General features: G+C 63.5%; 19 protein-coding genes and 1 riboswitch. Of the genes, 1 reads left to right on the plus strand and 18 read right to left on the minus strand.

Features of this window, described 5'->3' with window-relative positions:
* Positions 1 to 2: 2 nt before the first annotated feature.
* The 4 genes from IGS58_RS27485 to IGS58_RS27500 form a co-directional block, all read right to left on the minus strand.
* Positions 3 to 872: a prepilin peptidase gene (locus IGS58_RS27485; protein WP_211551694.1), complete on the minus strand. Its 870-nt coding sequence runs from the start codon at positions 870 to 872 to the stop codon at positions 3 to 5.
* A gap of 141 nt (positions 873 to 1,013) precedes the next feature.
* Positions 1,014 to 2,174: an acyltransferase family protein gene (locus IGS58_RS27490; RefSeq protein ID WP_070258881.1), complete on the minus strand. Its 1,161-nt coding sequence runs from the start codon at positions 2,172 to 2,174 to the stop codon at positions 1,014 to 1,016.
* A gap of 131 nt (positions 2,175 to 2,305) precedes the next feature.
* Complete coding sequence (locus tag IGS58_RS27495) at positions 2,306 to 3,502, minus strand: type II secretion system F family protein (RefSeq protein WP_230523169.1); 1,197 nt, start codon at positions 3,500 to 3,502, stop codon at positions 2,306 to 2,308.
* Positions 3,503 to 3,575: 73 nt separating this feature from the next.
* Entirely contained in the window at positions 3,576 to 5,048 is a 1,473-nt protein-coding gene (locus IGS58_RS27500; protein ID WP_230523170.1) for a DHA2 family efflux MFS transporter permease subunit, read from the minus strand.
* 206 nt (positions 5,049 to 5,254) lie between these two features.
* Here IGS58_RS27500 and IGS58_RS27505 point away from each other — a divergent pair, with 206 nt between their 5' ends.
* The gene (locus IGS58_RS27505; RefSeq protein WP_070258885.1) at positions 5,255 to 6,409 is read left to right on the plus strand and encodes a hypothetical protein; all 1,155 of its coding nucleotides are present in this window, start codon (positions 5,255 to 5,257) and stop codon (positions 6,407 to 6,409) included.
* A 3-nt stretch (positions 6,410 to 6,412) separates the two neighbouring features.
* Here IGS58_RS27505 and IGS58_RS27510 read toward each other — a convergent pair whose 3' ends face one another.
* From IGS58_RS27510 to IGS58_RS27575, 14 genes are all read right to left on the minus strand, one after another.
* Positions 6,413 to 7,867, minus strand: a complete 1,455-nt coding sequence (locus IGS58_RS27510; RefSeq protein ID WP_230523171.1) for a cobyric acid synthase — start codon at positions 7,865 to 7,867, stop codon at positions 6,413 to 6,415.
* Positions 7,864 to 8,673 carry an ABC transporter substrate-binding protein gene (locus tag IGS58_RS27515; protein ID WP_070258889.1) on the minus strand — a complete coding sequence of 270 codons (810 nt, stop codon included), beginning with the start codon at positions 8,671 to 8,673 and terminating at the stop codon, positions 7,864 to 7,866. Before IGS58_RS27515 ends, IGS58_RS27510 begins: the two co-directional genes overlap by 4 nt.
* A complete protein-coding gene (locus IGS58_RS27520) occupies positions 8,670 to 9,581 on the minus strand; it encodes a cobalamin-binding protein (protein ID WP_070258891.1) in 912 nt (303 codons plus the stop codon). The genes IGS58_RS27515 and IGS58_RS27520 overlap by 4 nt, the downstream gene beginning before the upstream one ends.
* Positions 9,578 to 10,564, minus strand: coding sequence for a threonine-phosphate decarboxylase CobD (gene cobD / locus IGS58_RS27525; protein WP_070258893.1), 987 nt, complete (start codon positions 10,562 to 10,564; stop codon positions 9,578 to 9,580). Before cobD ends, IGS58_RS27520 begins: the two co-directional genes overlap by 4 nt.
* Complete coding sequence (gene cbiB, locus IGS58_RS27530) at positions 10,557 to 11,510, minus strand: adenosylcobinamide-phosphate synthase CbiB (protein ID WP_230523172.1); 954 nt, start codon at positions 11,508 to 11,510, stop codon at positions 10,557 to 10,559. Before cbiB ends, cobD begins: the two co-directional genes overlap by 8 nt.
* The gene (cobU, locus tag IGS58_RS27535) at positions 11,504 to 12,070 is read right to left on the minus strand and encodes a bifunctional adenosylcobinamide kinase/adenosylcobinamide-phosphate guanylyltransferase (RefSeq protein WP_230523173.1); all 567 of its coding nucleotides are present in this window, start codon (positions 12,068 to 12,070) and stop codon (positions 11,504 to 11,506) included. Before cobU ends, cbiB begins: the two co-directional genes overlap by 7 nt.
* Before the next feature lie 7 nt (positions 12,071 to 12,077).
* Positions 12,078 to 12,710, minus strand: coding sequence for a cob(I)yrinic acid a,c-diamide adenosyltransferase (cobO, locus tag IGS58_RS27540; protein WP_230523174.1), 633 nt, complete (start codon positions 12,708 to 12,710; stop codon positions 12,078 to 12,080).
* Positions 12,707 to 13,480, minus strand: a complete 774-nt coding sequence (locus IGS58_RS27545; RefSeq protein WP_230523175.1) for an ABC transporter ATP-binding protein — start codon at positions 13,478 to 13,480, stop codon at positions 12,707 to 12,709. The genes cobO and IGS58_RS27545 overlap by 4 nt, the downstream gene beginning before the upstream one ends.
* Positions 13,477 to 14,502 carry a FecCD family ABC transporter permease gene (locus IGS58_RS27550; protein ID WP_070258903.1) on the minus strand — a complete coding sequence of 342 codons (1,026 nt, stop codon included), beginning with the start codon at positions 14,500 to 14,502 and terminating at the stop codon, positions 13,477 to 13,479. The genes IGS58_RS27545 and IGS58_RS27550 overlap by 4 nt, the downstream gene beginning before the upstream one ends.
* 81 nt (positions 14,503 to 14,583) lie before the next feature.
* Positions 14,584 to 16,452 carry a TonB-dependent receptor domain-containing protein gene (locus tag IGS58_RS27555; protein WP_230523176.1) on the minus strand — a complete coding sequence of 623 codons (1,869 nt, stop codon included), beginning with the start codon at positions 16,450 to 16,452 and terminating at the stop codon, positions 14,584 to 14,586.
* 127 nt (positions 16,453 to 16,579) lie between these two features.
* A riboswitch (cobalamin riboswitch) is annotated at positions 16,580 to 16,821 on the minus strand.
* A gap of 44 nt (positions 16,822 to 16,865) precedes the next feature.
* The gene (locus tag IGS58_RS27560; protein WP_230523177.1) at positions 16,866 to 17,420 is read right to left on the minus strand and encodes a histidine phosphatase family protein; all 555 of its coding nucleotides are present in this window, start codon (positions 17,418 to 17,420) and stop codon (positions 16,866 to 16,868) included.
* Positions 17,421 to 17,426: 6 nt separating this feature from the next.
* Positions 17,427 to 18,233, minus strand: a complete 807-nt coding sequence (locus tag IGS58_RS27565) for an adenosylcobinamide-GDP ribazoletransferase (RefSeq protein ID WP_230523178.1) — start codon at positions 18,231 to 18,233, stop codon at positions 17,427 to 17,429.
* A 4-nt stretch (positions 18,234 to 18,237) separates the two neighbouring features.
* The gene (gene cobT, locus IGS58_RS27570; protein ID WP_070258910.1) at positions 18,238 to 19,278 is read right to left on the minus strand and encodes a nicotinate-nucleotide--dimethylbenzimidazole phosphoribosyltransferase; all 1,041 of its coding nucleotides are present in this window, start codon (positions 19,276 to 19,278) and stop codon (positions 18,238 to 18,240) included.
* 44 nt (positions 19,279 to 19,322) lie between these two features.
* Positions 19,323 to 19,536: hypothetical protein (locus IGS58_RS27575; protein ID WP_230523179.1), on the minus strand; the 214-nt coding region annotated here is incomplete at its 5' end.

Below are 19,536 nucleotides of genomic sequence, written 5' to 3' on the forward strand. Positions count from 1 at the left end.
GGTCAGCCAATCAGGCCTAGCGTGAGGCGAGATAGGGGCGTGCCGTACAGCAAGGCGATCAGGCCCGCCGCAGCCAGGTAGGGGCCGAACGGAATCGGTTTGTCGCGCCCGCGCTTGGCAAACACGATCAGCCCGATGCCGACCACGGCGCCGACCAGCGATGACAATAAGATGATCGTCGGCAGCATCGTCCAGCCCAGCCACGCACCAAGCGCCGCCAGCAATTTGAAGTCACCATAGCCCATTCCCTCCTTGCCTGTCGCCAGCTTGAAGGCCCAGTACACGCCCCACAGGGCCAGGTAGCCGGCGGCCGCGCCGATGACGGCGTCTTGCAGGGGCACGAAGGTGCCATTGATATTGACCAGCAGGCCCGCCCACAGCAGGGGAAAGGTGAGATCGTCGGGCAGCATTTGCGTATCGGCGTCGATGAAGGTCATGGCGATCAGCAGCCAGGCAAACACGAGGGTGGCGAGACCCGTCCAGCCGCTGCCGAAGTGCCAGACCAGAAGGGCCGACAGGGCGCCCGTCAGCAGTTCGACCAGCGGATAGCGCACGGAGATCGGTGCCTGGCAGGCGCTGCATTTGCCGCGCAGCAGCAGGTAACTGATGACGGGGATGTTTTCCATGGCCGTGATGCGGTGGCCGCAAGCGGTGCAGTTCGAGTGCGGCAGCATCAGGTTGTAGCGGTCCGTGTGCGGCAAGGGCAAGCCGCTTTCTTCCGCCACGTAATTATCGGATTCGCGCTGCATCATTTTCGGCACGCGGTGGATCACCACGTTGAGGAAGCTGCCGACGATCAGGCCGAACAGGGCGGCGACGAGGGCGACGGGCAGGTTGCCGGGCGCGGCGAACAGCAGGGTATCTGGAGGCATTATCTTTATCGCCAATGTGGCGTGGGCAAGCACAGGTTTATGGCTCGCGACGCTGGCCATGGCGGGGCCGGTGTCGCGAGCCAGGAGAGTATAGTGTATCTGCCATCTTACGCTGGACGAGCATGTCGGCGGCGCGGTTGACTACTCTTTCGTGACGGCGGCGGCATGGCTGTCCTGTTCGCGCGGCCGCGGTTTTTGCTGTTCGACCAGCAGTGCCAGCAGTTTGTTGCGCATGGATTCCGAAAGCATTTTTTCCAGGTAGCGATGTACTACGGCCGCGACCGAAATCGCCGTTACGGTGGTCATGAAGATATAGCCCCATGAGTGCGTATGTGCTTCCATGTCCAGCTTGAGCATGGCCAGGCCGAAATAGTGATGGGTAATCGTATGGCTGAGGTACAGCGAGAAGGAAATCGAACCCAGCCACACCAGCCAGCGGGGGGCGGGGATCTTGACGGTCTTGCTGGCGATGGCCATGACGAGTACGGTCAATGCCAGCGGGCCACCCCATTTGCTAGGGCCGTGGAAATCCACTACGCGCGAGTAGCCGAGCCAGATGGTCAACGCGATGCTCAGTCCGAGTAGGTGATAGGCGATGGCGGGATTCCTGATCCTGGCCCAGTCCTGCAGGTACAACAATCCGATGGCGGCGCCTGCCAGGAACTCGAAAATAATCGGATTGCTCATCAAATTGAAATAGACAAAGGAATAAGACAGGTTTCTGGTGGCATCATAGGCTGACAAGGCCGGATTGTGCAGCATGGGAATCAGCAATACGGTGGCGATCATCCAGGCGAACAGCGCGAGCCAGCGCCATTGTTTGAAACAGAGCGAGGCGCAGAAGATGGCATAAAAATACATCTCGAATTCCAGGGTCCAGCCCAAGGGCAATGCCGCGCCAAAATAGGGAGGATTGTCGATAGTGACAGGAATGAAGAAGATGCTTTTTAAAAATTGAATGACATTGTCATAGGAACTGAAATATGCGGTGACGTCTTGCGTTGCCGCTATCCACCAGAAGGTGATGATGGCGTAGACTGGCCACACGCGCGCAAAGCGCTTGATGGCGAAGGTTTTGGCGTAGGCCAGGCTGCCATCCGAATTGCGCGTTGAATACGCCATGATGAAGCCGCTGATGATGAAGAACAGGTCGACGCCCATCGCGCCCGGCCTGAGTATTTCATCGGCCTTTTCCCAATTGGCCGTGTTGAGCATGAAGTAGCGGGCATGCGTCAGGACCACCAGGGTGGCAGCAATTCCCCTGAGCGCTTCAAGCCAGTCCAGTTTATTGTGATTTTTCATGAATTAAGACATGGCTCGTTCATTAACGGTGTGAGGTTGCGACGAAGTCTGACCCGGCAGGCAATACCTGTCAACGCGGTAATTTCTTTTTTCTGGCTAATGGGCGTTTTAAGGGAGGTGCTGGCTGTTGCCTAGATCACCGCGCCCAGCTTGAAAATCGGCAAATACAGGGCGATCACGAGCGAGCCGACCAGCACGCCCAGCACCACCATCAGCGCCGGCTCCAGCAGTGTGGAAAGGGTGGCCACCGTGGCGTCGATATCGGCCTCGATGATATCGGCCGCGCGCGACAGCATGGCGTCGAGCGCGCCCGATTCTTCTCCGATCAGGGCCAGCTGCGTCAGCAAGGGCGGGAACACGCCGCTGTGTTCCATGGCCAGGGCCAGGCTGCCGCCGGCGCGGATTTCGCGTTCGATGCGTGCCGTCGCTTCCTGGTACAGCGTGTGGCCGGAGGCAGCGCCCACCAGGCTGAGCGAGTCGAGCAGCGGCACGCCGGCGGCGAACATGGCAGCCAAGGTGCGCGTCCAGCGGGCGATTGCCGCCTTGCGCAGGAGGGGACCGAATACGGGCAGGCGCAAGGCCTGCAGTTGGATGTTGCGCCGCCACGCGGGATAGCGGCGCCAGGCCAGGTGCAGCAGCAGGCAGGCCAGCAGCAGCGCCGCCAGCAAGGCCAGCCAGTAGCGGACAACAAAGGCGGACAAGCCCATGACGACCAGGGTGGGCAGCGGCAAGGGCGCGCCAAAGCTGTCGAAGACCTGGCGGAAAGCGGGGACGACCACGCTCATGATGATGGCCGTGACGACGATGGCGACGAGCACGATGACCAGCGGATACATCAGGGCGCCGCGCACCTGCCGCCGCAGGGCGATGGCCTTTTCCTGGTGCGTGGCCAGGCGCGCCAGCAAATCCTGCACGATGCCGGCCTGTTCGCCTGCCGCCAGCAGGTTGCAGTACAGCTCGTCAAACAGCAGCGGGAACTGGCGGAATGCCTGCTGCAGGCTGCTGCCCGCTTCGATGTCGTGGCGCAAGTCGCGCATCAGCTCCGTGATCGCAGGCTTGGCGTGCCCCTTGCCGGCGATATCGAAGGCGTGCAGCAGCGGCACGCCGGCCGCCATCATGGTCGACAACTGGCGCGTGAACAGGGCGATATCCTTGCGCGTGATGGCCTTGCCGGGCGCGGCGCGTTCAGCCTGCACCCGGGTGGCCAGGATACCCTCGCGTCTCAGCGCGACCTTGGCGGCGCTGGCGTCGGCAGCGCGCAAGACGCCATCGACCGCCCTGCCATGGCGGTCCGTGCCCTTCCACGCAAAGCGCCGCTCGGCCGCCATGTGCACCTCCTGCCGTCACGGTAGCAGCGCGCGGCAAAAGCACCAGCGGCGCTGGCGGCAAGCTTGATCTGGCTCAGCCCTTGGTCGTTTGCACTTCCGTCTGCACAACGGCCTGGGCCTTGATGTCGGCCGCGTCCTCTTCCTCGCTATCCGTGCCCTTGCTGATGCTTTCGCCATCGTCGCGGCGCAGTGTCCAGAAGGTCAGCGAGGACAGCACCGTCAGGGCCGCCAGGGTCAGGAAGGCATGGTGCAGGGCCGTGCTGAGCATGGCGCGGTCCGACTGCGGCATGTCGCCCAGGTACCAGCCCGTGATCAGGGAACCGAAGGCGAGGCCAAAGCTCATCGACAGTTGCTGCATCGAACTGGCGATGGTACTGGCCATACTGGAATCGGCCTTGTCGACATCGGCATACGCGATGGTGTTCATGCTGGAAAACTGCAGCGAATTGAAAAAGCCCATGCACAGGCTGATGGCGACGATCACGTACAGGGGCGTGCCCACGCCCACCAGCGAAAACATGGCAATGGTGACGCCGATCAGCACGGTGTTGACGATCAGTACCTGGCGGTAGCCGAAGCGGGCCAGCACGCGTGCGGAAATGAATTTCATGCCCATGGCGGCCGCGGCCGACGGCATCATCAGCAAGCCCGATTGCCAGGCGGGCAAGCCCAGGCCCAGCTGGTACAGCAGCGGCAGCAGGAAGGGCAGGCCGCCCACGCCCAGGCGCGTGACGAAGCCGCCCACCACGGAGACGCGGAAGGTGCGGATCTTGAACAGGGTCAGGCGCAGCAGCGGGTGCAGCACTTCGCTCGAATGCCAGACATACGCGGCCAGCAGGCTGATGGAAATGAACAGCAGCACGGCAAACGAGGTGCCATCGATGCGGTGTTCGCCGAAGATTTCCAGCAGCCACGACAGCAGCGCGATGCCCGTGCCGAACAGCACCAGGCCGATCAGGTCCAGCGGACGGGGCTTGTCACCGTAGTAATCGGGCATGTAGCGGTGCGCCAGGTACAGCGCCACCAGGCCGACAGGCACGTTGACGAAGAAAATCTCGCGCCACGACAGCCAGTGCACGATCAGCCCGCCCACCGTGGGCCCCAGCAGGGGGCCGATCAGGGCGGGGATGATGACGAAATTCATGGCCGCCAGCAATTGCGACTTGGGAAAGGTGCGGATGATGGTGAGCCGGCCCACCGGCATCATCATGGCCGCGCCCACCCCTTGCAGCAGGCGCGCAGCCACCAGCATGGGCGCATTCACGGACAGGCCGCACAGGATGGAGGCGAGGGTAAAGATGGCGACAGCGGCGGAAAACACGCGCCGCGTGCCGAAGCGGTCGGCCATCCAGCCGCTGATGGGAATGCACACGGCCAGGCTCAGGATGTAGCTCGTGACGACGGCCTTCAGGCTCAGTGGCGTCACGTTGAGGCTGGCGGCCATGGAAGGGATGGCGGTGTTGACGATGGTGGAGTCGAGTTGCTCCATGAACAGGGCGGTGGCGACCACCCAGGGAAGGTAGCTTTTGATCGGGGAACTGGTCATGGATGCGAGCCTGAGGAGGAAAAACGGAGCCGACAGTACGGTGAATTGTCACATAAATGGCGCAGGCGTGCCGCCCGCGCCGTGCATTTTGGCAGCGTGCCGGTGGCAGAGTCCATGGAACATTTGTTCTATGGCAATAGATTGCGGGTAAGGCTAGCATGTGTTTTCTGGCAGTTCCGGCCTCTTTTCCCCGAAAGTCACATCACATGAAAAATGCACTTACGTTCCTCGTCCTGGGCGCGGCCCTGTCCGCATGCGGTGGCGGCAGTGATGGCGGCGCGCCGGAAGCGCCCATCACGCCGCCTGTCGTCGTCACGCCCGCCGTCCCCCCGGCCGACAGCGTGACGGTGGCGTCCGCCGCCGTGGCCAAAGAGGCGGGATTGAGCGTCATTGCGGGCGCCAGCGCCGATGAAAGCGTGTATGACGTGGCTGCCGATATCGGCGACACCTGGCGCATCACGTTTGACAATGTCAAGAAAACCTACGCCATCCGCGTGCTGTCGACGCAGTTCGGCTTGAGCGACCGCAGCGGCACGTTTACCACGTCCAGCAGCGGCAATCTCACTATTTACACGGCAACGGATTTTAGCGTCGCCGTCGATGCGCGCACGCGTCTCCTGTCGGGCAATATCAAATTGGGTAATATGGTCTCGACCGTCAGCGGCACCGGCTATGCGGTGGGTGACGTGGCCAAGCTGGCCGGCAGCTATATTTTCCTGGGCGCCATGCGCAATGCCTCGAACGGCGGCGACCGTTTCAATCCGAAAGGCAGTCTCAGGATCGCTGCCGATGGCGCGGCCCAACTGTGCAATGGCGGCGTGTTCAATGCGCAAGGCGTGTGCTCCGCAGTATCGCCGCAGCTGGAAGCGGAAAACGCCAGCCTGACCCTGGTCAAGGATGCGAAGAACGGCTTGATCGTCGCCCGCCAGGGTGGCCAGGACTTCGGCATCGTGCACGTGCATGCGGGGGACCGGGGGCTGGCGCTGTTCATCGACCGCTACAGCCGTAACCGGGAAAACGTGCTGCGCGTGGGTACCATCGTGGCCGCCAGACAGCAAAAGATCGGCACGGAAATCAACGGCAGCTACGCCTGTGCGGCGCAGGGCATCAGCGCAAAGATCGAGGTTGCCGGCAGCACCGCCACCCTGACGAATGACACGACCGGCAAGACGCATGCGGAAACCGTTACCGTCAACAGGCTGGGCCTGGGCGCGCAGGCCGTCGATTTCGATGGCATCGCCGTGCTCAAGGACCCGGCCGACGTGCCGGCCGACTATTCGATGTTCATGCCGGTGTCGTCGAGCATGGCGGTCGAGTTTTCGAGCGACCGCTCGTACATGGGCGTGTGCCTGAAAAAATAGCCGCTAGCGTTTGAGGTCATCCAGGGCCGCCAGCAGCGGGATGGCCGCGTCGGCGATGCGATCCAGGCTGGCCTCGCGCAGGGCGGCGGTGTCCACTGTGTGGCCGGAGTCCAGCCCCGCCCAGCGCAGCAGCGCCGAACATGCGGCGGGTGTGTCGAACATGCCGTGCAAATAGCTGCCGAGGATTTGACCGTCGCCCGACACGGCCCCTTCCGGCCGCCCATCGATGACAAAGGCCGGCTGTGCCAGCGCCGCGCCATGCGAGACACCCATGTGGATTTCATAGCCTGCCACGGGCGCATCGGCTGCGCCGGCAAACGCGCAGCGGCCGCGCACCTGTTCCAGCCGCTTGTCGCTCGTCAGCTCCGTCACCATGTCGAGCAGGCCCAGTGCCTTTGACTCTCCCGCCGCGCCTTCCACACCCAGCGGATCGCACACGCTTTGTCCCAGCATCTGGAAGCCACCGCAGATGCCGAGCACCTTGCCGCCATAGCGCAGGTGTTTCGCCAGGTAGGCGGGCCAGCCTTGCTGCTGCAGCCAGGCCAGGTCGCCACGCGTGTTCTTGCTGCCCGGCAGGATCACCAGGTCGGCCGCTGGAATCGGCTGCCCATGCTGGACGAATTGCAGGTCGATATCGGGGTGGGCGCGCAGCGCGTCAAAGTCCGTGTGGTTGCTGATGCGCGGCAGTTGCGGCACCACCACCTGGAAGGCGCCGCGTTCCGCCTGCATCGCTTCGACGGCATCCTCCGCATCGAGGAACAGGCCTTGCAGGTAGGGCAGCACGGCCAGCACGGGTTTGCCCGTCTGCTGTTCCAGCCATTCGATGCCGGGTGTGAGTAGTGAAATGTCGCCGCGGAAGCGGTTGATGACGAAGCCGAGGATGCGTGCCCGTTCGCTGTCGGACAGGCACGAAAGGGTGCCGATGATGTGCGCGAAGACGCCGCCCCGGTCGATGTCGGCCACCAGGATCACGGGGCAGTCGACGGCTTCCGCAAAGCCCATGTTGGCGATGTCGCGCGCGCGCAGGTTGACTTCGGCGGGGCTGCCCGCGCCTTCGACGACGACGGCGTCGTATTGCTGGCGCAAGCGCGTGTAGGATTCCAGCACGGCGCCCATGGCGATGGTTTTATATTGCTGGTAGTCGCGCGCATCCATTTCGGCGCACACCTTGCCGTGGATGATCACTTGCGCGCCCGTGTTCGATGACGGTTTCAAGAGCACCGGATTCATGTCCGTGTGCGGCGCGATGCCGCAGGCCAGCGCCTGCAAGGCTTGCGCGCGGCCGATCTCGCCGCCGTCGCTGGTCACGGCGCTATTCAATGCCATGTTTTGCGGCTTGAACGGCGCCACCGTCACGCCACGGCGTTTCAAGAGGCGGCACAGCGCTGCGACGACGGTGCTCTTGCCCGCGTCCGACGTCGTGCCCTGCACCATCAGGGCGGGGAAGGGGCTCTTCATGCCTGCTGCTCTTTCTGATTCTCCTGCCATTGCGCAATGATGTTGCTGATCTGGCGCAATCCCTCCGTGATGGCGGCCGGACCGGGAGAAAGTATGTCGGGCGATTTGATCTCGAACAGCATGTCATTGCGTACTGCGGGAATCGCATCCCAGCCCGGACGTGCCGTCAGCTGCGCCGGCTGGAACTTCTTGCCGCACCAGGTGGCGATGATGATGTCGGGAGCGCGCCGCACTACGCTCAAAGGATCGGCGATGATGCGCTCTTTTGCACCCGGATGCGCGGACAACTCCGGGAAGGCGTCCGTGCCGCCGGCGATGCCGATCAATTCGGCCGCCCAGCCGATGCCGCTCATCAGGGGATCGTTCCACTCTTCAAAGTAGATCACGGGCTTGCGCGTCCAGGCTGCGGTGCGGGCCCGGGCGGCGGCGATGTCCGCGCGCAGGCCGGCGATCAGTGCGCGTCCCGCTTCCTCGCGCCGCACCAGTGCGGCCAGCACGGCGATCATGCGCAGGATGCCCTCCACCGTGCGCTGGTTAAACTGGTGCACTTCGATACCGGCCTTGACCAGGTCGCGGCAGATATCGGCCTGCATGTCGCAAAAGCCGATCACGAGGTCGGGCTGGACGGCCAGGATGCGCTCCAGGCTCGAGGAGGAAAAGCCGCTGATTTTGGTTTTTTCCTCGCGCGCCCGGGGTGGGCGCACGGTAAAGCCGGAAATGCCCGCGATGACGTCTTCCGCGCCCAGCGCGTACAGTGTCTCCACGGCTTCCGTCGACAGGCACGCGATGCGCTGGTAGTGGCTCATGGCGTTGCCTTGGCTGCGGGAGCGTTGCGGCGCTGGCGGGCCGCTTCCAGCTGTTCGCACATGGCGGCCGTGCCTTCGATCATGCGCGGGCCGGCGCGGTTCAGCAGGTCGCCATTCAGGCGAAACAGATTGTTCCGGCGCACGGCTGTCATTGACGGGAAGGCGCGCCACATGGCCAGGCCGCCTTCGCTGCGCGGATCGCTTTTTTCGCTGGTGCCGAAAATGACTTCCGGATCTTCCTGCAGCACGCCTTCCGGCGTGACGACGGGCGCCACCACCTTCATCGCGGCAAAGACATTCTGGCCGCCGCACACGCGCATGGAATCGCTGATGATGCTCGCGCCGCTCAAGGTATACAAGGGTTTGTCCCACACCTGGTAAAACACGCGCACGGGCGGACGCTGCGCATACCGGGCCGTCAGGCTGGCCAGTTTGGCGCGCAGCTGGGCGGCGGCCGGTTTGGCGGTTTTTTCCGTGCCCATTAATTGCCCCAGGCGCTCCATGCTGTCGGGGATATCGGCCAGCTTGCGCGGTTCGCTGTGATAGATCGGCACCTTCAGCTGGCGCAGCATGGCGATCTGGCGCTCGGCGCTGCCGTGCATCCACACGACGATCAGGTCCGGCTTCATGGCGATGATGCGCTCCATGTCGTACTGGCGGTTGTCGCCCACTTGCGTGATCTTCTTTGCCGCTTCCGGGTAGTCGCTATAGCTGACGACACCGGCGATTTTCTCGCCGCCGCCGGCTGCGAACAGCAGTTCCGTCACGTGCGGCGCCAGCGCCAGGATGCGCTGTGCCGGTTTTTCCACGGTGACGGTATTCCCATCATCGTCGCGCACGGTGATGGCGGCATGCGCCTGCAGCGAGACCAGTCCAGCCAGCAGCAGCGATATTTTCAGGATTTTCATGTGTGCTTCCATGCGGTGAGGGCCTGCTGCAGGCGCAGCCAGGCGTGTTCGTCGGGGGGCAGGCCCAGGCGGATGCCGTGGGCCGCGTGGCGGAACAGGCGTACCCAGATGCCTGATTCTGCCATGTGCTGCCAGAACGCTTCGGCGCACGTGTCCGGCCACCATTGAAACAGCGCCGTACCGCTGCTGGCGATGCCGTGCGCGGCCAATAGCTGTTGCAAACGGGCGCCTTCGCCGCGCAGACGCTCGCGCATCGCTTCCTGCCAGTGCGTGTCGTTCAAGGCGGCCAGCGCCACTTGCTGCGCCGGGCCGCTGACGGTCCACGGGCCCAGCATATCGGCCAGTTGTACCAGCAGTGCGGGATGGGCGGCGACAAAGCCCAGGCGCAGTCCCGCCAGGCCAAAGAATTTGCCGATGGAGCGCAGCACGATCAGGCCAGGCTGGCCCGATTGCGGCCCCAGGCTGGCGTGTGTTTCCGTGTCGCCAAACGCTTCATCGACCACCAGCCAGCCGCCGCGCGCTGCCAGCCGGGCTGCCCACTCCAGCAGCAGTGCGGGGGCGATGCGCTCGCCCGTGGGGTTGTTCGGGTTGCAGATGACCAGCACGTCGCAGTGGTCGACGGCATCGGCCAGCTGCGCATATGGCACTTGGTGTAATGCGTGGCCGTGCTGGCGCCAGTGGTGCGCATGTTCCGCATACGACGGCGCGGCCACCACCACGCGCGACGGCGCGCGTAGCCGGGGCAGGGCCTGGATGGCGGCCTGCGTGCCGGCAACCGGCAGCATGGCGGGTGCGTTGTAATACGCGCAGGCGGCAGCGGCCAGCGCGGGATCGGCTTCCGGCAGCCGGTGCCAGGCGTTGGCGCCGGGTGCCGGCGCTGCATACCAGTGCGGATTGATGCCCGTCGACAGGTCGATCCAGTCGGCGATGGGCCGTCCATACTCGCGCGCGGCGTCGCGCAGGTTGCCGCCATGTTCAAGCAAGATAGCTCTCCCGAAGGCAGGACAGGCCCGCCAGCAGCGCCACCCAGATCAGCCACAACACGGCCGTCTCGGCCACCAGGCGCCAGGCGCGGTCGATGTCGCGCGCTTCGGCGGGACGGCCGGCGCCCAGCGGCGGGCGGCGTTCCAGTTCGCCATCGTAGATGGCGTCGCCGCCGAGAGCCAGGCCCAGGGCGCCGGCGCCGCTGGCCATCACGGGACCTGCGTTCGGACTGCCCCAGTTTGTGGCCTGCGTGCGCCAGCACTGCCAGGCGCGCTTCTTGTCCGCCATGCTCTTGCCCAGCAAGACATAGGACAGGGCCGTCAGGCGCGCCGGCAGATAATTGAGGATGTCGTCGATGCGCGCGGCGCAGCAGCCGAACCAGTCGTAGCGTTCGTTGCGGTAGCCCCACATGGCGTCGAGGGTATTGGCCAGCCTGAATAGGACTGCGCCTGGGCCGCCCGCCACGGCAAACCAGAACAGGGTGCCGAAGACGGCGTCGTTGCCGTTCTCCAGCAGGGATTCGGTGCTGGCCTTGGCCAGGCTGGCCGCATCGGCGTCGGCCGTGTCGCGGCTGACGATGCGCGCCGTCAGCAGGCGTGCGTTGTCCAGGTCATCGATGGCCAGGGCATCGGCAATCGGTTGATTGTGGTCGCGCAGGCTGCGCAGGCCCAGACATAGATACAGCAGGAAGACGTGGAGGGCGGCACCCGCCAGGCCGCACAACCAGTAGGCGGCATAGCTGAGCGGCAGCACGGCGAGTGCCCACGCCAGTGCGCCGCGCAGGAAGCGTGCGCTGCCCCGGTTCAGCAGGCGTTCCAGTGTGCTGGCGATGCGGCCAAAGCCGACCAGCGGATGCCAGCGGCGCGTTTCTCCCAGCAGCATGTCGAGCAGCACGCCGGCCGTCATCAAGGCGGCCAGCATGGGCAGCGACAAGCCGCTCAGCATGGGCTGCCTTTCAGGTACAGCGGCAGGCCGGCGGCGACAAAGACAGCCTTGTCGCACACGGCCGCCACGGCCTGGTTCAAGCGGCCCGCCTCGTCGGTGAAGCAGCGCGAGATGGCGCCATACGGCACGATGCCCATGCCCACTTCGTTCGATACGAGAACGAGGTCGCAGTCGGTGTCGCCGATTTCGGCCAGCGCGTAAAGCAGGTGCGCGCGCTCGCTGTGGAACAGTTCGGGCAGGATGATGTCGCCCACGTCCGGATACGTCTCGCCGCTGGAAAACATCAGATTCGTCAGCCACAGGGTCAGGCAGTCGACCAGCAGCAGGCGGCCGGACCGTGCTTCCCGCAGGATGGCGTCGCCCAGGCGCAGCGGTTCTTCCAGGGTTGTCCACTCGGCCGGGCGCTGTGCGCGGTGATGCCTGACGCGCGTGGCCATTTCAGCATCGCCCGCCTGCGCGGTGGCGAGGTAGATCACTTCCTTGCCGGATTCGCGGGCCAGCATTTCCGCATGGGCGCTCTTGCCGGAACGGGCGCCGCCGAAGACCAGGGTGCGCGTCATGGCGCTGTTACCACTCGGTGCCGATTTGCGCGCCGATGCCGGCCGCGTAAGCATGCTTGATGACGGCCATTTCGGTGACGGTGTCGGCGATCGCGATCAGTTCGTCCGGTGCGCCGCGGCCCGTGATGACCACGTGCTGCATCTGCGGACGTTCCAGCAGGTCGGCGATGATCTTGTGCACGTCGAGGTAGTTGTACTTGAGGGCGATATTGAGTTCGTCGAACAGCACCAGGCCGTAGCTGGGGTCGGCCAGGAAGGTCTTCGCCTGCTCCCATGCCAGTTCGGCCTTTTCGATGTCGCGCTCGCGGTTCTGCGTTTCCCAGGTATAGCCTTCGCCCATCGCATGAAAACTGATTTCATCGGGGAAGCGGCGCAGGAATTTTTCTTCGCCCGTCGACATGGCGCCCTTGATGAACTGCACCACGCCTACCTTCATGCCGTGGCCCATGGCGCGGATGGCCATGCCGAAGCCGCTCGAGCTCTTGCCCTTGCCGTTGCCCGTGTTGACGATGATGATGCCGATTTCCTTGTCGGCCTTGGCGATGGCCGCGTCGATGATGGCCTTTTTTCGCTCCATGCGCACGCGGTGGCGTTCGTTGATTGCGGCTGTGTCTACGTCGATAGGTTTGTTGTCGCTCATGTCTGATCCTCTTTCGGTATGAATATCTTGCGTTTGCCGTGATCGATGATCTCGATCGGGTGGCCCAGGTAGTCGCTCAGGATGGATGCCTGCATCACATCGGCCACGGGGCCGGCCAGCCAGCCACCGTCGCCCATCAGCAGCAGCGCATGGGTCGAGACGCTGTGCGCCAGGTTCAGGTCATGCCCAACCATCACCACGGTTTTATTCTGTTCGCGGCACAGTTTTGACAGCAGGCCCATGACGCTGACCTGGTGCGCCAGGTCCAGCGCGTTAGCCGGTTCGTCCAGCAGCAGCAGGGGCGTATCCTGCGCCAGCATGGCGGCAATCGCCACGCGCTGGCGTTCGCCGCCGGACAGGCTGCGTACGTCGCGTTCGGCCAGGTGCTCGACTTCCATCGAGGCCAGCGCCGCCAGCGCGATGCGCTGGTCGTCGCTGCCTTCCCAGTAATGGTTGTCGTGGTACGGGTGGCGCGCCGACAGCACCGTTTCGATGACGCGGTAAGAGAACGCATCGTGGCGCGCCTGCGCCAGGAAGGCCCGTTCGCGCGCCAGTTCGTCGAGCGGCCAGTCGATCAGGGCGCGGCCCTGTATCGTCACGTGGCCAGTATCCGGTTCGCGCAAGCCGGCCAGGGTGCGCAGCAAGGTGCTCTTGCCCGCGCCATTGCGGCCGATCACGCTCCAGCATTCGCCATCCCTGATGTGCCAGATGAGGTTTTCCACCAGGGAGCGCGTGCCTGCCTTCAGGCCGAGTTGGTAAGTACGTATCATGTGCGGCGCAAGCGGTGCAGTTGGTACAGGAAGACGGGCGCACCGATCATGGCTGTTACCACGCCGACGGGCAGCTGCAATGGCGCCAGCACGGTGCGCGCCAAGGTATCGGCCAATACGAGGAAGGTGCCGCCGGCCAGCGCGGCGGCGGGAATCAACAGGCGATGATCGGGACCGCAGGCAAAGCGCAGCGCATGCGGCACGATCAGGCCCACAAAACCCACGCTGCCGGCGCTGGTGACGGCGCTGGCCGTGAGCAGGCCGGAGCAGAAGAACAGGCCCTTGCGCAGGGCGCCCACGCGTACGCCCAGGGTGCTGGCCGCTTCCGCGTGCAGCGCCATGACGTTCAGCGAACGCGCGCAGCGCAGCGCGAAGACCATGGCGCCGGCCAGGACCAGCCACGGCATCAGCCGCGCGGGCGCGCCGGACAGGTCGCCTATCATCCAGAACACCATGCTGCGCAAGCGGCTTTCCGGGGCGATGGAGAGCATCAGGGTGACGATGGCCATGCAGGCCGAAGCCAGTATCACGCCCGTCAGCAGCAAGAGCGAGGCGCCGCCTTCAGCGGCCGTGCCGCCGCGCAGGTCGCGGCGGGCAAAGAAATACAGCAGCATGGACACGCCGACGGCACCTGCAAAGGCGGCCGCGTCGACCACCCACAGCGCGCACATGAACAGCAGCGCGGCCAGCGCGCCGACGGAAGCGCCGGCGGAAATGCCCAGCACATACGGGTCCGCCAGGGGATTGCGCAGCAGCGCCTGCATCATGACGCCGGCCAAGGACAGCGCCGCGCCGGTGACAAACGCGGTCAGCGCGCGGCCCAGGCGCAGGTCAAGCAGGGTGGCGGCGAGGGTATCGGTCTTGCCCTGCACGACATGGAACAGGGCGGAAGGCAGGTCGGCGAGCGGAATCGCGATCGAACCGATCATGCCGGAGAAAATCAGGCTGGCAACCGCGCACACGATCAGCACCGAGAGGATCACGGTGGCACGGTGGCGCATGTTGCGGAAAAATGGGTGCATGCATACCTTTAAAACGGGGACCACAGAACTGCACTGCGGGCGATGACGGATAGCGCCACCGCCCGCAGCTTACATCATGTTTTATTTCATGCCGTAGCGTACGCCAACGAAGAGGTTCGAACCTGGCGTCGCATAGAAACGGCCCAGTTCATAGTCTTTATTGGTGATGTTGTTCCAGCGAGCCAGCACCGACCAGTCGCGTGCGAATTGGTAGGTGGTGTACAGGTTCAGCAAGCCATAGCCGCCGAGGGGGGTTTTGTTGGCGGTATCTTCAAAACGCTTGCCCGACAATTGCCACTCCGTACCAGCGGTCAAGGGACCGGTCGTGTAATCGACGGCGAAATTGGCGTGCTTTTTCGCGCGGCGTGTCAATTGTTTGTCCATCGATTCATTGCGCGGATCTTGCAGGTCGATATTGCCACTGACGTTGAAGGCGCCGAACTTGTGTCCACCAGCCAGCGTCACGCCTTCGAGCACGGCTTTGTCGACATTCATGCTGCAGCCATAGCCTGGTTTCCAGCCAATGACTGGACACGCCGATACGTAGTTGATCAAATCGGTAATCTTGTTATGGTAGTAGATCGCGCTCAGTTGCGACTGGCCGTCGTTGTAATGCAAGCCGATTTCAGCGTTGCGGCCCTTTTCTGGCTTGTTCGTGGGGAGGCCGGAATCAGGGTAGTAAAGATCGTTGAAGGTCGGGGCGCGGAAACTGGTGCCATAACTGGCGTTGGCGCGCAAGGCATTGTTGAAACGATAGCCATAGGCGACACTACCCGTGTTGTGCGTGCCAAACGCCGAGCTGTCGTCGCGACGGCCGCTGATGCTGGCCAGGTGGGCGCCGCGTACCAGGTTGTACGATGCTGCGAACGATTTTGTATTGCGTCCGCCGGACAGGCCTTTGGCGGAGCTCACGACGTCTTCGTCACGGTATTCACCCAGCAATTGCAAGTTGTCGCGGCCAATGAGAATATCGTTTTGCCAGCTGATGTCCGTTTGCTTGGTGTCGAACTGGCTTCTGCCGAAGGCGCCAACTGCGGAAACAGAGGTTTGTTTGTCCTTGGCTTGTGCGTAGCGCAGTTCGCTGGTCCAGTTCGGCAAGAACTGGTTCTTCGTGAAGACCGAGATGTTTTCCAGCTTATTGTGATTGCGTGCGTCGAAGTTCAAGCCCGAATCGTACTGCGCATCCAGTTTGCTGTTCAGGAAAGTCAGGCCGACATCATGGCCTTTGGCCATCTGGTAGCCAAACTGGCCACTGACGCTTTCCTTGTCGTAGCCATCTTTGTCCGGATTGTAGGTGTACGTCGAGGCGCCCAGTTTGGAGGCGGAAAAGCCATCCGATTTTTCCTTGCCCGCGGTCAGCGCGTAGCTGAAGCTGTTGTTGCCACCGGTAGAGCCGGCAACGCTGGCTTCCGCCTGACGCGTGTTGTAGCGGCCGTAGCCAGCGAAGGTGGAGAAGCGCGTCGCGCCATCGCCTTTCTTGGTAAAGATCTGGATCACGCCGCCGACGGCATCGGCACCATACATGGTGCTCAGAGGACCGTAGACGATTTCAACGTGGTCGATGCTCGACAGGGGCAGGGCGCTCCAGTTGGCAGCGCCCGATGTGGCGGAACCAATGCGTACGCCGTCGACCAGCACGATATTCTGGTTGCTGTTCGCGCCGCGAATGAATACGCTCGAATTGGTGCCTGGGCCGCCACTGCGATTGACTTCAATGCCGCGCTGCTTTTGCAGCAGGTCGATCAGCGTACCGGCGCCCGAGCGTGCGATGTCTTCCGAGCTGATGGTCTGCGTATCGCTCAACACTTCGCTCAGGTGTTGCGGGTAGCGGCTGGCGGTGACGACGACGGGATCGAAGGTATCTGGCGTGGTCTGGGCGAAAGCGGCAGGCGCGGCAATGGCTAGCGCGAGCGACGTGAGCGCCGCGTGGCGGGAAACAGCATGGGTCATGATAATTTTCAGTAAGTAATATGCAACCAGCCGACGTCCCCGTAGGCCAGATTGAACAGAAGTGGGAACTGAAGATGACGATCGAAGATGGCCATGAGCCATTCGGATCGCGAACATCCCCGTTCGCACACTTCCACCTGTCCTGGCCGGTATCCGGGCTGGCAAGTAGGGCTATCCCACCTTCCCATGCTCGATGATTGCAAGCACAGTGGTTGTCAGAGATAGCTTGTCGCCTGCTTCCTGTAGAGAGGGGCGACACTTGCTTACCGTTGCGGGGGCAGCACACGTTCGCCGCAGTCGCGGCATCGTGTTTCCCGTTTAACTGCGCTCATGGACATGAGCGCGGGCACCAAAACCCCGCCATTATACGTGCAGCAGGCGTGGACTGAAATGGCTGGCTGGGCGATTCGGTATCAGAAATCGACGACGACCGTCGCACCATAGGCGATTTTATGGGCGGAATGGGCGGCCAGCAGGGCCGTTTCTTCCAATGGCAGCCGGGCTTGCAGTGCCGACAGCAGGCGGATGGTGCCCGCATGGCAGATGATGACGACCGTTTCGTGTTGTTCGCGCAACAGATCGCCTAAAAACGTATCGACGCGGGCGGCCATCGCCAGCACATTCTCGCCCCCGCCGGGGCGATACCAGGCCAGGTCGGCCGCCCAGGCATCGATTTCCGCGCGCGCAATCGCGTGCCAGGGCTGCATTTCCCATGCTCCGAAATCCATCTCCGCCAGCCGCGCGTCAAGGCGCAGGGCGCTGGCAGGCAGGTCTTGCGCCAATGCCGCCGCCAGGCCGGCGCAGCGGCGCAGCGGACTGGAATAGAGCGGCACGCCGGCTGGCAAAGTCGCTTGCAGGCTGGCGCGCACCGTGGCCAGTTCGTGCGGCGCCACCACCACGTCGCTGCGGCCATAGCAGGTGCCGCTGGTTACCTGCGGCGTGGGGTGGCGAACGAGGATCAGGCGCATGCTTGTTTAATAGAAGCGCAGGGGAGGCTGGAAGCTGGAGAGGATGGCCAGGTAGACAGCCACTTCCGCCACTTGCTGCACTGCGCCCAGGCAGTCGCCCGTGTAGCCTTGCAGGCGGCGCTGGCACTTGCGGCCCAGCCAGAATGCGGCAGCGGCCGCCGCCACGACGGCGAAGACCAGCGTGGCCCAGTAAAAGATTCCCAGGGTGCCGCACACGACGGCCGGCAGCAGGCCGCAGATGGCTGCGATGAGGAATTCAGCGGTATTCATCTCCTGCGCCATCGGCTTGGCCTTGCCTTCGTTGCGCGCATAGTCCATGAACCGGATCAGCGAGACGGCGGCCAGGCGCGAGAGCGGATGGGCGATGCACAGCGTCGCCACGATGACGGCGGGCGGCAGCGAGGCCAGCGCCGCGCACTTGATGGCCAGCAGGCAGAGGATGCCGATGGCGCCATACGCGCCGATGCGCGAATCCTTCATGATTTCCAATACCCGCTCGCGCGTCATGCCGCCGCCAAAGCCATCGCACATGTCGGCGAAGCCGTCTTCATGAAAGGCGCCCGTCAGATAGATGCCGGCGGCGGCGGCCAGCAGCACGGCTACCGCCGACGGCAGGAGCCAGCTGGCCAGCAGATACACGGCGCCACTGATGGCCGCCACTACCAAGCCGACCAGCGGGAAGTAGCGCGAGGCATGCTGTAGCCAGGCCGGTTCGAAACCCACCCAACGGGGGATGGGCAGGCGCGTGAAAAACTGCAGCGCGATGAAGAAGAGGCGGCACTGATGGACTGCGGCGGAAACGGGATTGGCCATGGTCTTAATCTGGCGTGGATTTTTCGCTGACCTGGGCCGAGGCAAACGTCGCCATCTCGCGCATGAAATTGACGGCTGCGTGCAGCAGCGGCAAGGCCAGCGCCGAACCCGTCCCTTCACCCAGGCGCAAATCGAGGTGCAGCAGCGGACGCGCACCCAGGCTGGCCAGCAGCTGGCGATGACCGTTTTCATCGGAGCAGTGCGAAAACACGCAGTAATCGAGGATGGCCGGCTGTAGACGGGCCGCCACCAGCAGGGCGCTGCTGACGATGAATCCATCGATCAGCAGAATCATGCGCCGTTCGGCCGCCTTGAGCATGGCGCCGGCCATCATGGCGATTTCGAATCCGCCGAAGGTGGCCAGCGCGTCGAGCGGCGTGGTGACTGCCGCATGATGGGCGACGGCCGCTTCGATGACCTGCTGTTTGTGCAATATGCCTTCCTTCGACAGGCCGGTGCCGGCGCCCACGCAATCGGCGACCGGTGTTTGCGTCAGCTTGTGCATCAGCGCTGCGGCAGCGGTAGTGTTGCCGATACCCATTTCGCCAAAGCCCAGCACATTGCCATCCAGGGTGGCGACCAGATCCATCCCCGCCTGCATGGCGGCCAGGCATTGTTGCTCGCTCATGGCGGGTTCCTTGGCGAAGTTGCGGGTGCCGGGACCCTGCTTGCGGTCAAGCAAGCCGTTGCGCGGTCCGAAGTCGTGGTTCACGCCGGCGTCTACTATATAGAGGGCGCAATCTGCCTGGCGGGCGAAAACGTTGATGGCGGCGCCGTTGCCGAGGAAATTCTCCACCATTTGCCAGGTCACGCTTTGTGGATAGGCGGAAATGCCTTCGGCGACGACCCCATGGTCAGCCGCAAAAACGATGATGGACGGCTGGTGCAATGCCAGCTGCGTGCTTTGCTGGATCAGGCCAATCTGGCGGGCCAGGGTTTCCAGCATGCCGAGGCTGCCCAGCGGCTTGGTCTTGCTATTGATGGCGTGTTCGAGTGCACTGGCCAGTGCGGGATTGGCGGTGGAGCAGATGTGTGGGATAGGCATGGGAATCTATATGGATGAGGCAAGGTATGGTCGGCGCTACGATATCACACAGCAATATTTGCCCAGCTGCAAAATAGCGCTTGCGGGGTGCGCAGAGCACGGCTATAATTCGCCCCCTCGCTGAACGACGCATGCAAATGCAGCGTAAAGTGAGAAAAAAGAAGGAGTTGACGGACGTAGCGAAATGCTTCATACTCTTCCTTCTTCGCAGCTGACAAACACAACGCTTTGTCGATAGCGCGAAAGCAGTAACCGAAT

Source organism: Janthinobacterium sp. EB271-G4-7A, assembly GCF_020858075.1.
GTDB lineage: Bacteria > Pseudomonadota > Gammaproteobacteria > Burkholderiales > Burkholderiaceae_D > Janthinobacterium > Janthinobacterium lividum.

Bases quoted from the DNA above. Each gene is read 5' to 3' on its own strand.
- cbiB (WP_230523172.1), bottom strand. From the start codon at position 11,510: ATGCTGAGCGGCTTGTCGCTGCCCATGCTGGCCGCCTTGATGACGGCC.
- IGS58_RS27520 (WP_070258891.1), bottom strand. From the start codon at position 9,581: ATGAAAATCCTGAAAATATCGCTGCTGCTGGCTGGACTGGTCTCGCTG.
- IGS58_RS27495 (WP_230523169.1), bottom strand. From the start codon at position 3,502: ATGGCGGCCGAGCGGCGCTTTGCGTGGAAGGGCACGGACCGCCATGGC.
- IGS58_RS27555 (WP_230523176.1), bottom strand. From the start codon at position 16,452: ATGACCCATGCTGTTTCCCGCCACGCGGCGCTCACGTCGCTCGCGCTA.
- IGS58_RS27560 (WP_230523177.1), bottom strand. From the start codon at position 17,420: ATGCGCCTGATCCTCGTTCGCCACCCCACGCCGCAGGTAACCAGCGGC.
- IGS58_RS27505 (WP_070258885.1), top strand. From the start codon at position 5,255: ATGAAAAATGCACTTACGTTCCTCGTCCTGGGCGCGGCCCTGTCCGCA.
- IGS58_RS27510 (WP_230523171.1), bottom strand. From the start codon at position 7,867: ATGAAGAGCCCCTTCCCCGCCCTGATGGTGCAGGGCACGACGTCGGAC.
- IGS58_RS27500 (WP_230523170.1), bottom strand. From the start codon at position 5,048: ATGACCAGTTCCCCGATCAAAAGCTACCTTCCCTGGGTGGTCGCCACC.
- IGS58_RS27485 (WP_211551694.1), bottom strand. From the start codon at position 872: ATGCCTCCAGATACCCTGCTGTTCGCCGCGCCCGGCAACCTGCCCGTC.
- IGS58_RS27515 (WP_070258889.1), bottom strand. From the start codon at position 8,673: ATGAGCCACTACCAGCGCATCGCGTGCCTGTCGACGGAAGCCGTGGAG.
- cobO (WP_230523174.1), bottom strand. From the start codon at position 12,710: ATGAGCGACAACAAACCTATCGACGTAGACACAGCCGCAATCAACGAA.
- cobT (WP_070258910.1), bottom strand. From the start codon at position 19,278: ATGCCTATCCCACACATCTGCTCCACCGCCAATCCCGCACTGGCCAGT.
- IGS58_RS27545 (WP_230523175.1), bottom strand. From the start codon at position 13,480: ATGATACGTACTTACCAACTCGGCCTGAAGGCAGGCACGCGCTCCCTG.
- IGS58_RS27490 (WP_070258881.1), bottom strand. From the start codon at position 2,174: ATGAAAAATCACAATAAACTGGACTGGCTTGAAGCGCTCAGGGGAATT.
- cobU (WP_230523173.1), bottom strand. From the start codon at position 12,070: ATGACGCGCACCCTGGTCTTCGGCGGCGCCCGTTCCGGCAAGAGCGCC.
- IGS58_RS27550 (WP_070258903.1), bottom strand. From the start codon at position 14,502: ATGCACCCATTTTTCCGCAACATGCGCCACCGTGCCACCGTGATCCTC.
- IGS58_RS27565 (WP_230523178.1), bottom strand. From the start codon at position 18,233: ATGGCCAATCCCGTTTCCGCCGCAGTCCATCAGTGCCGCCTCTTCTTC.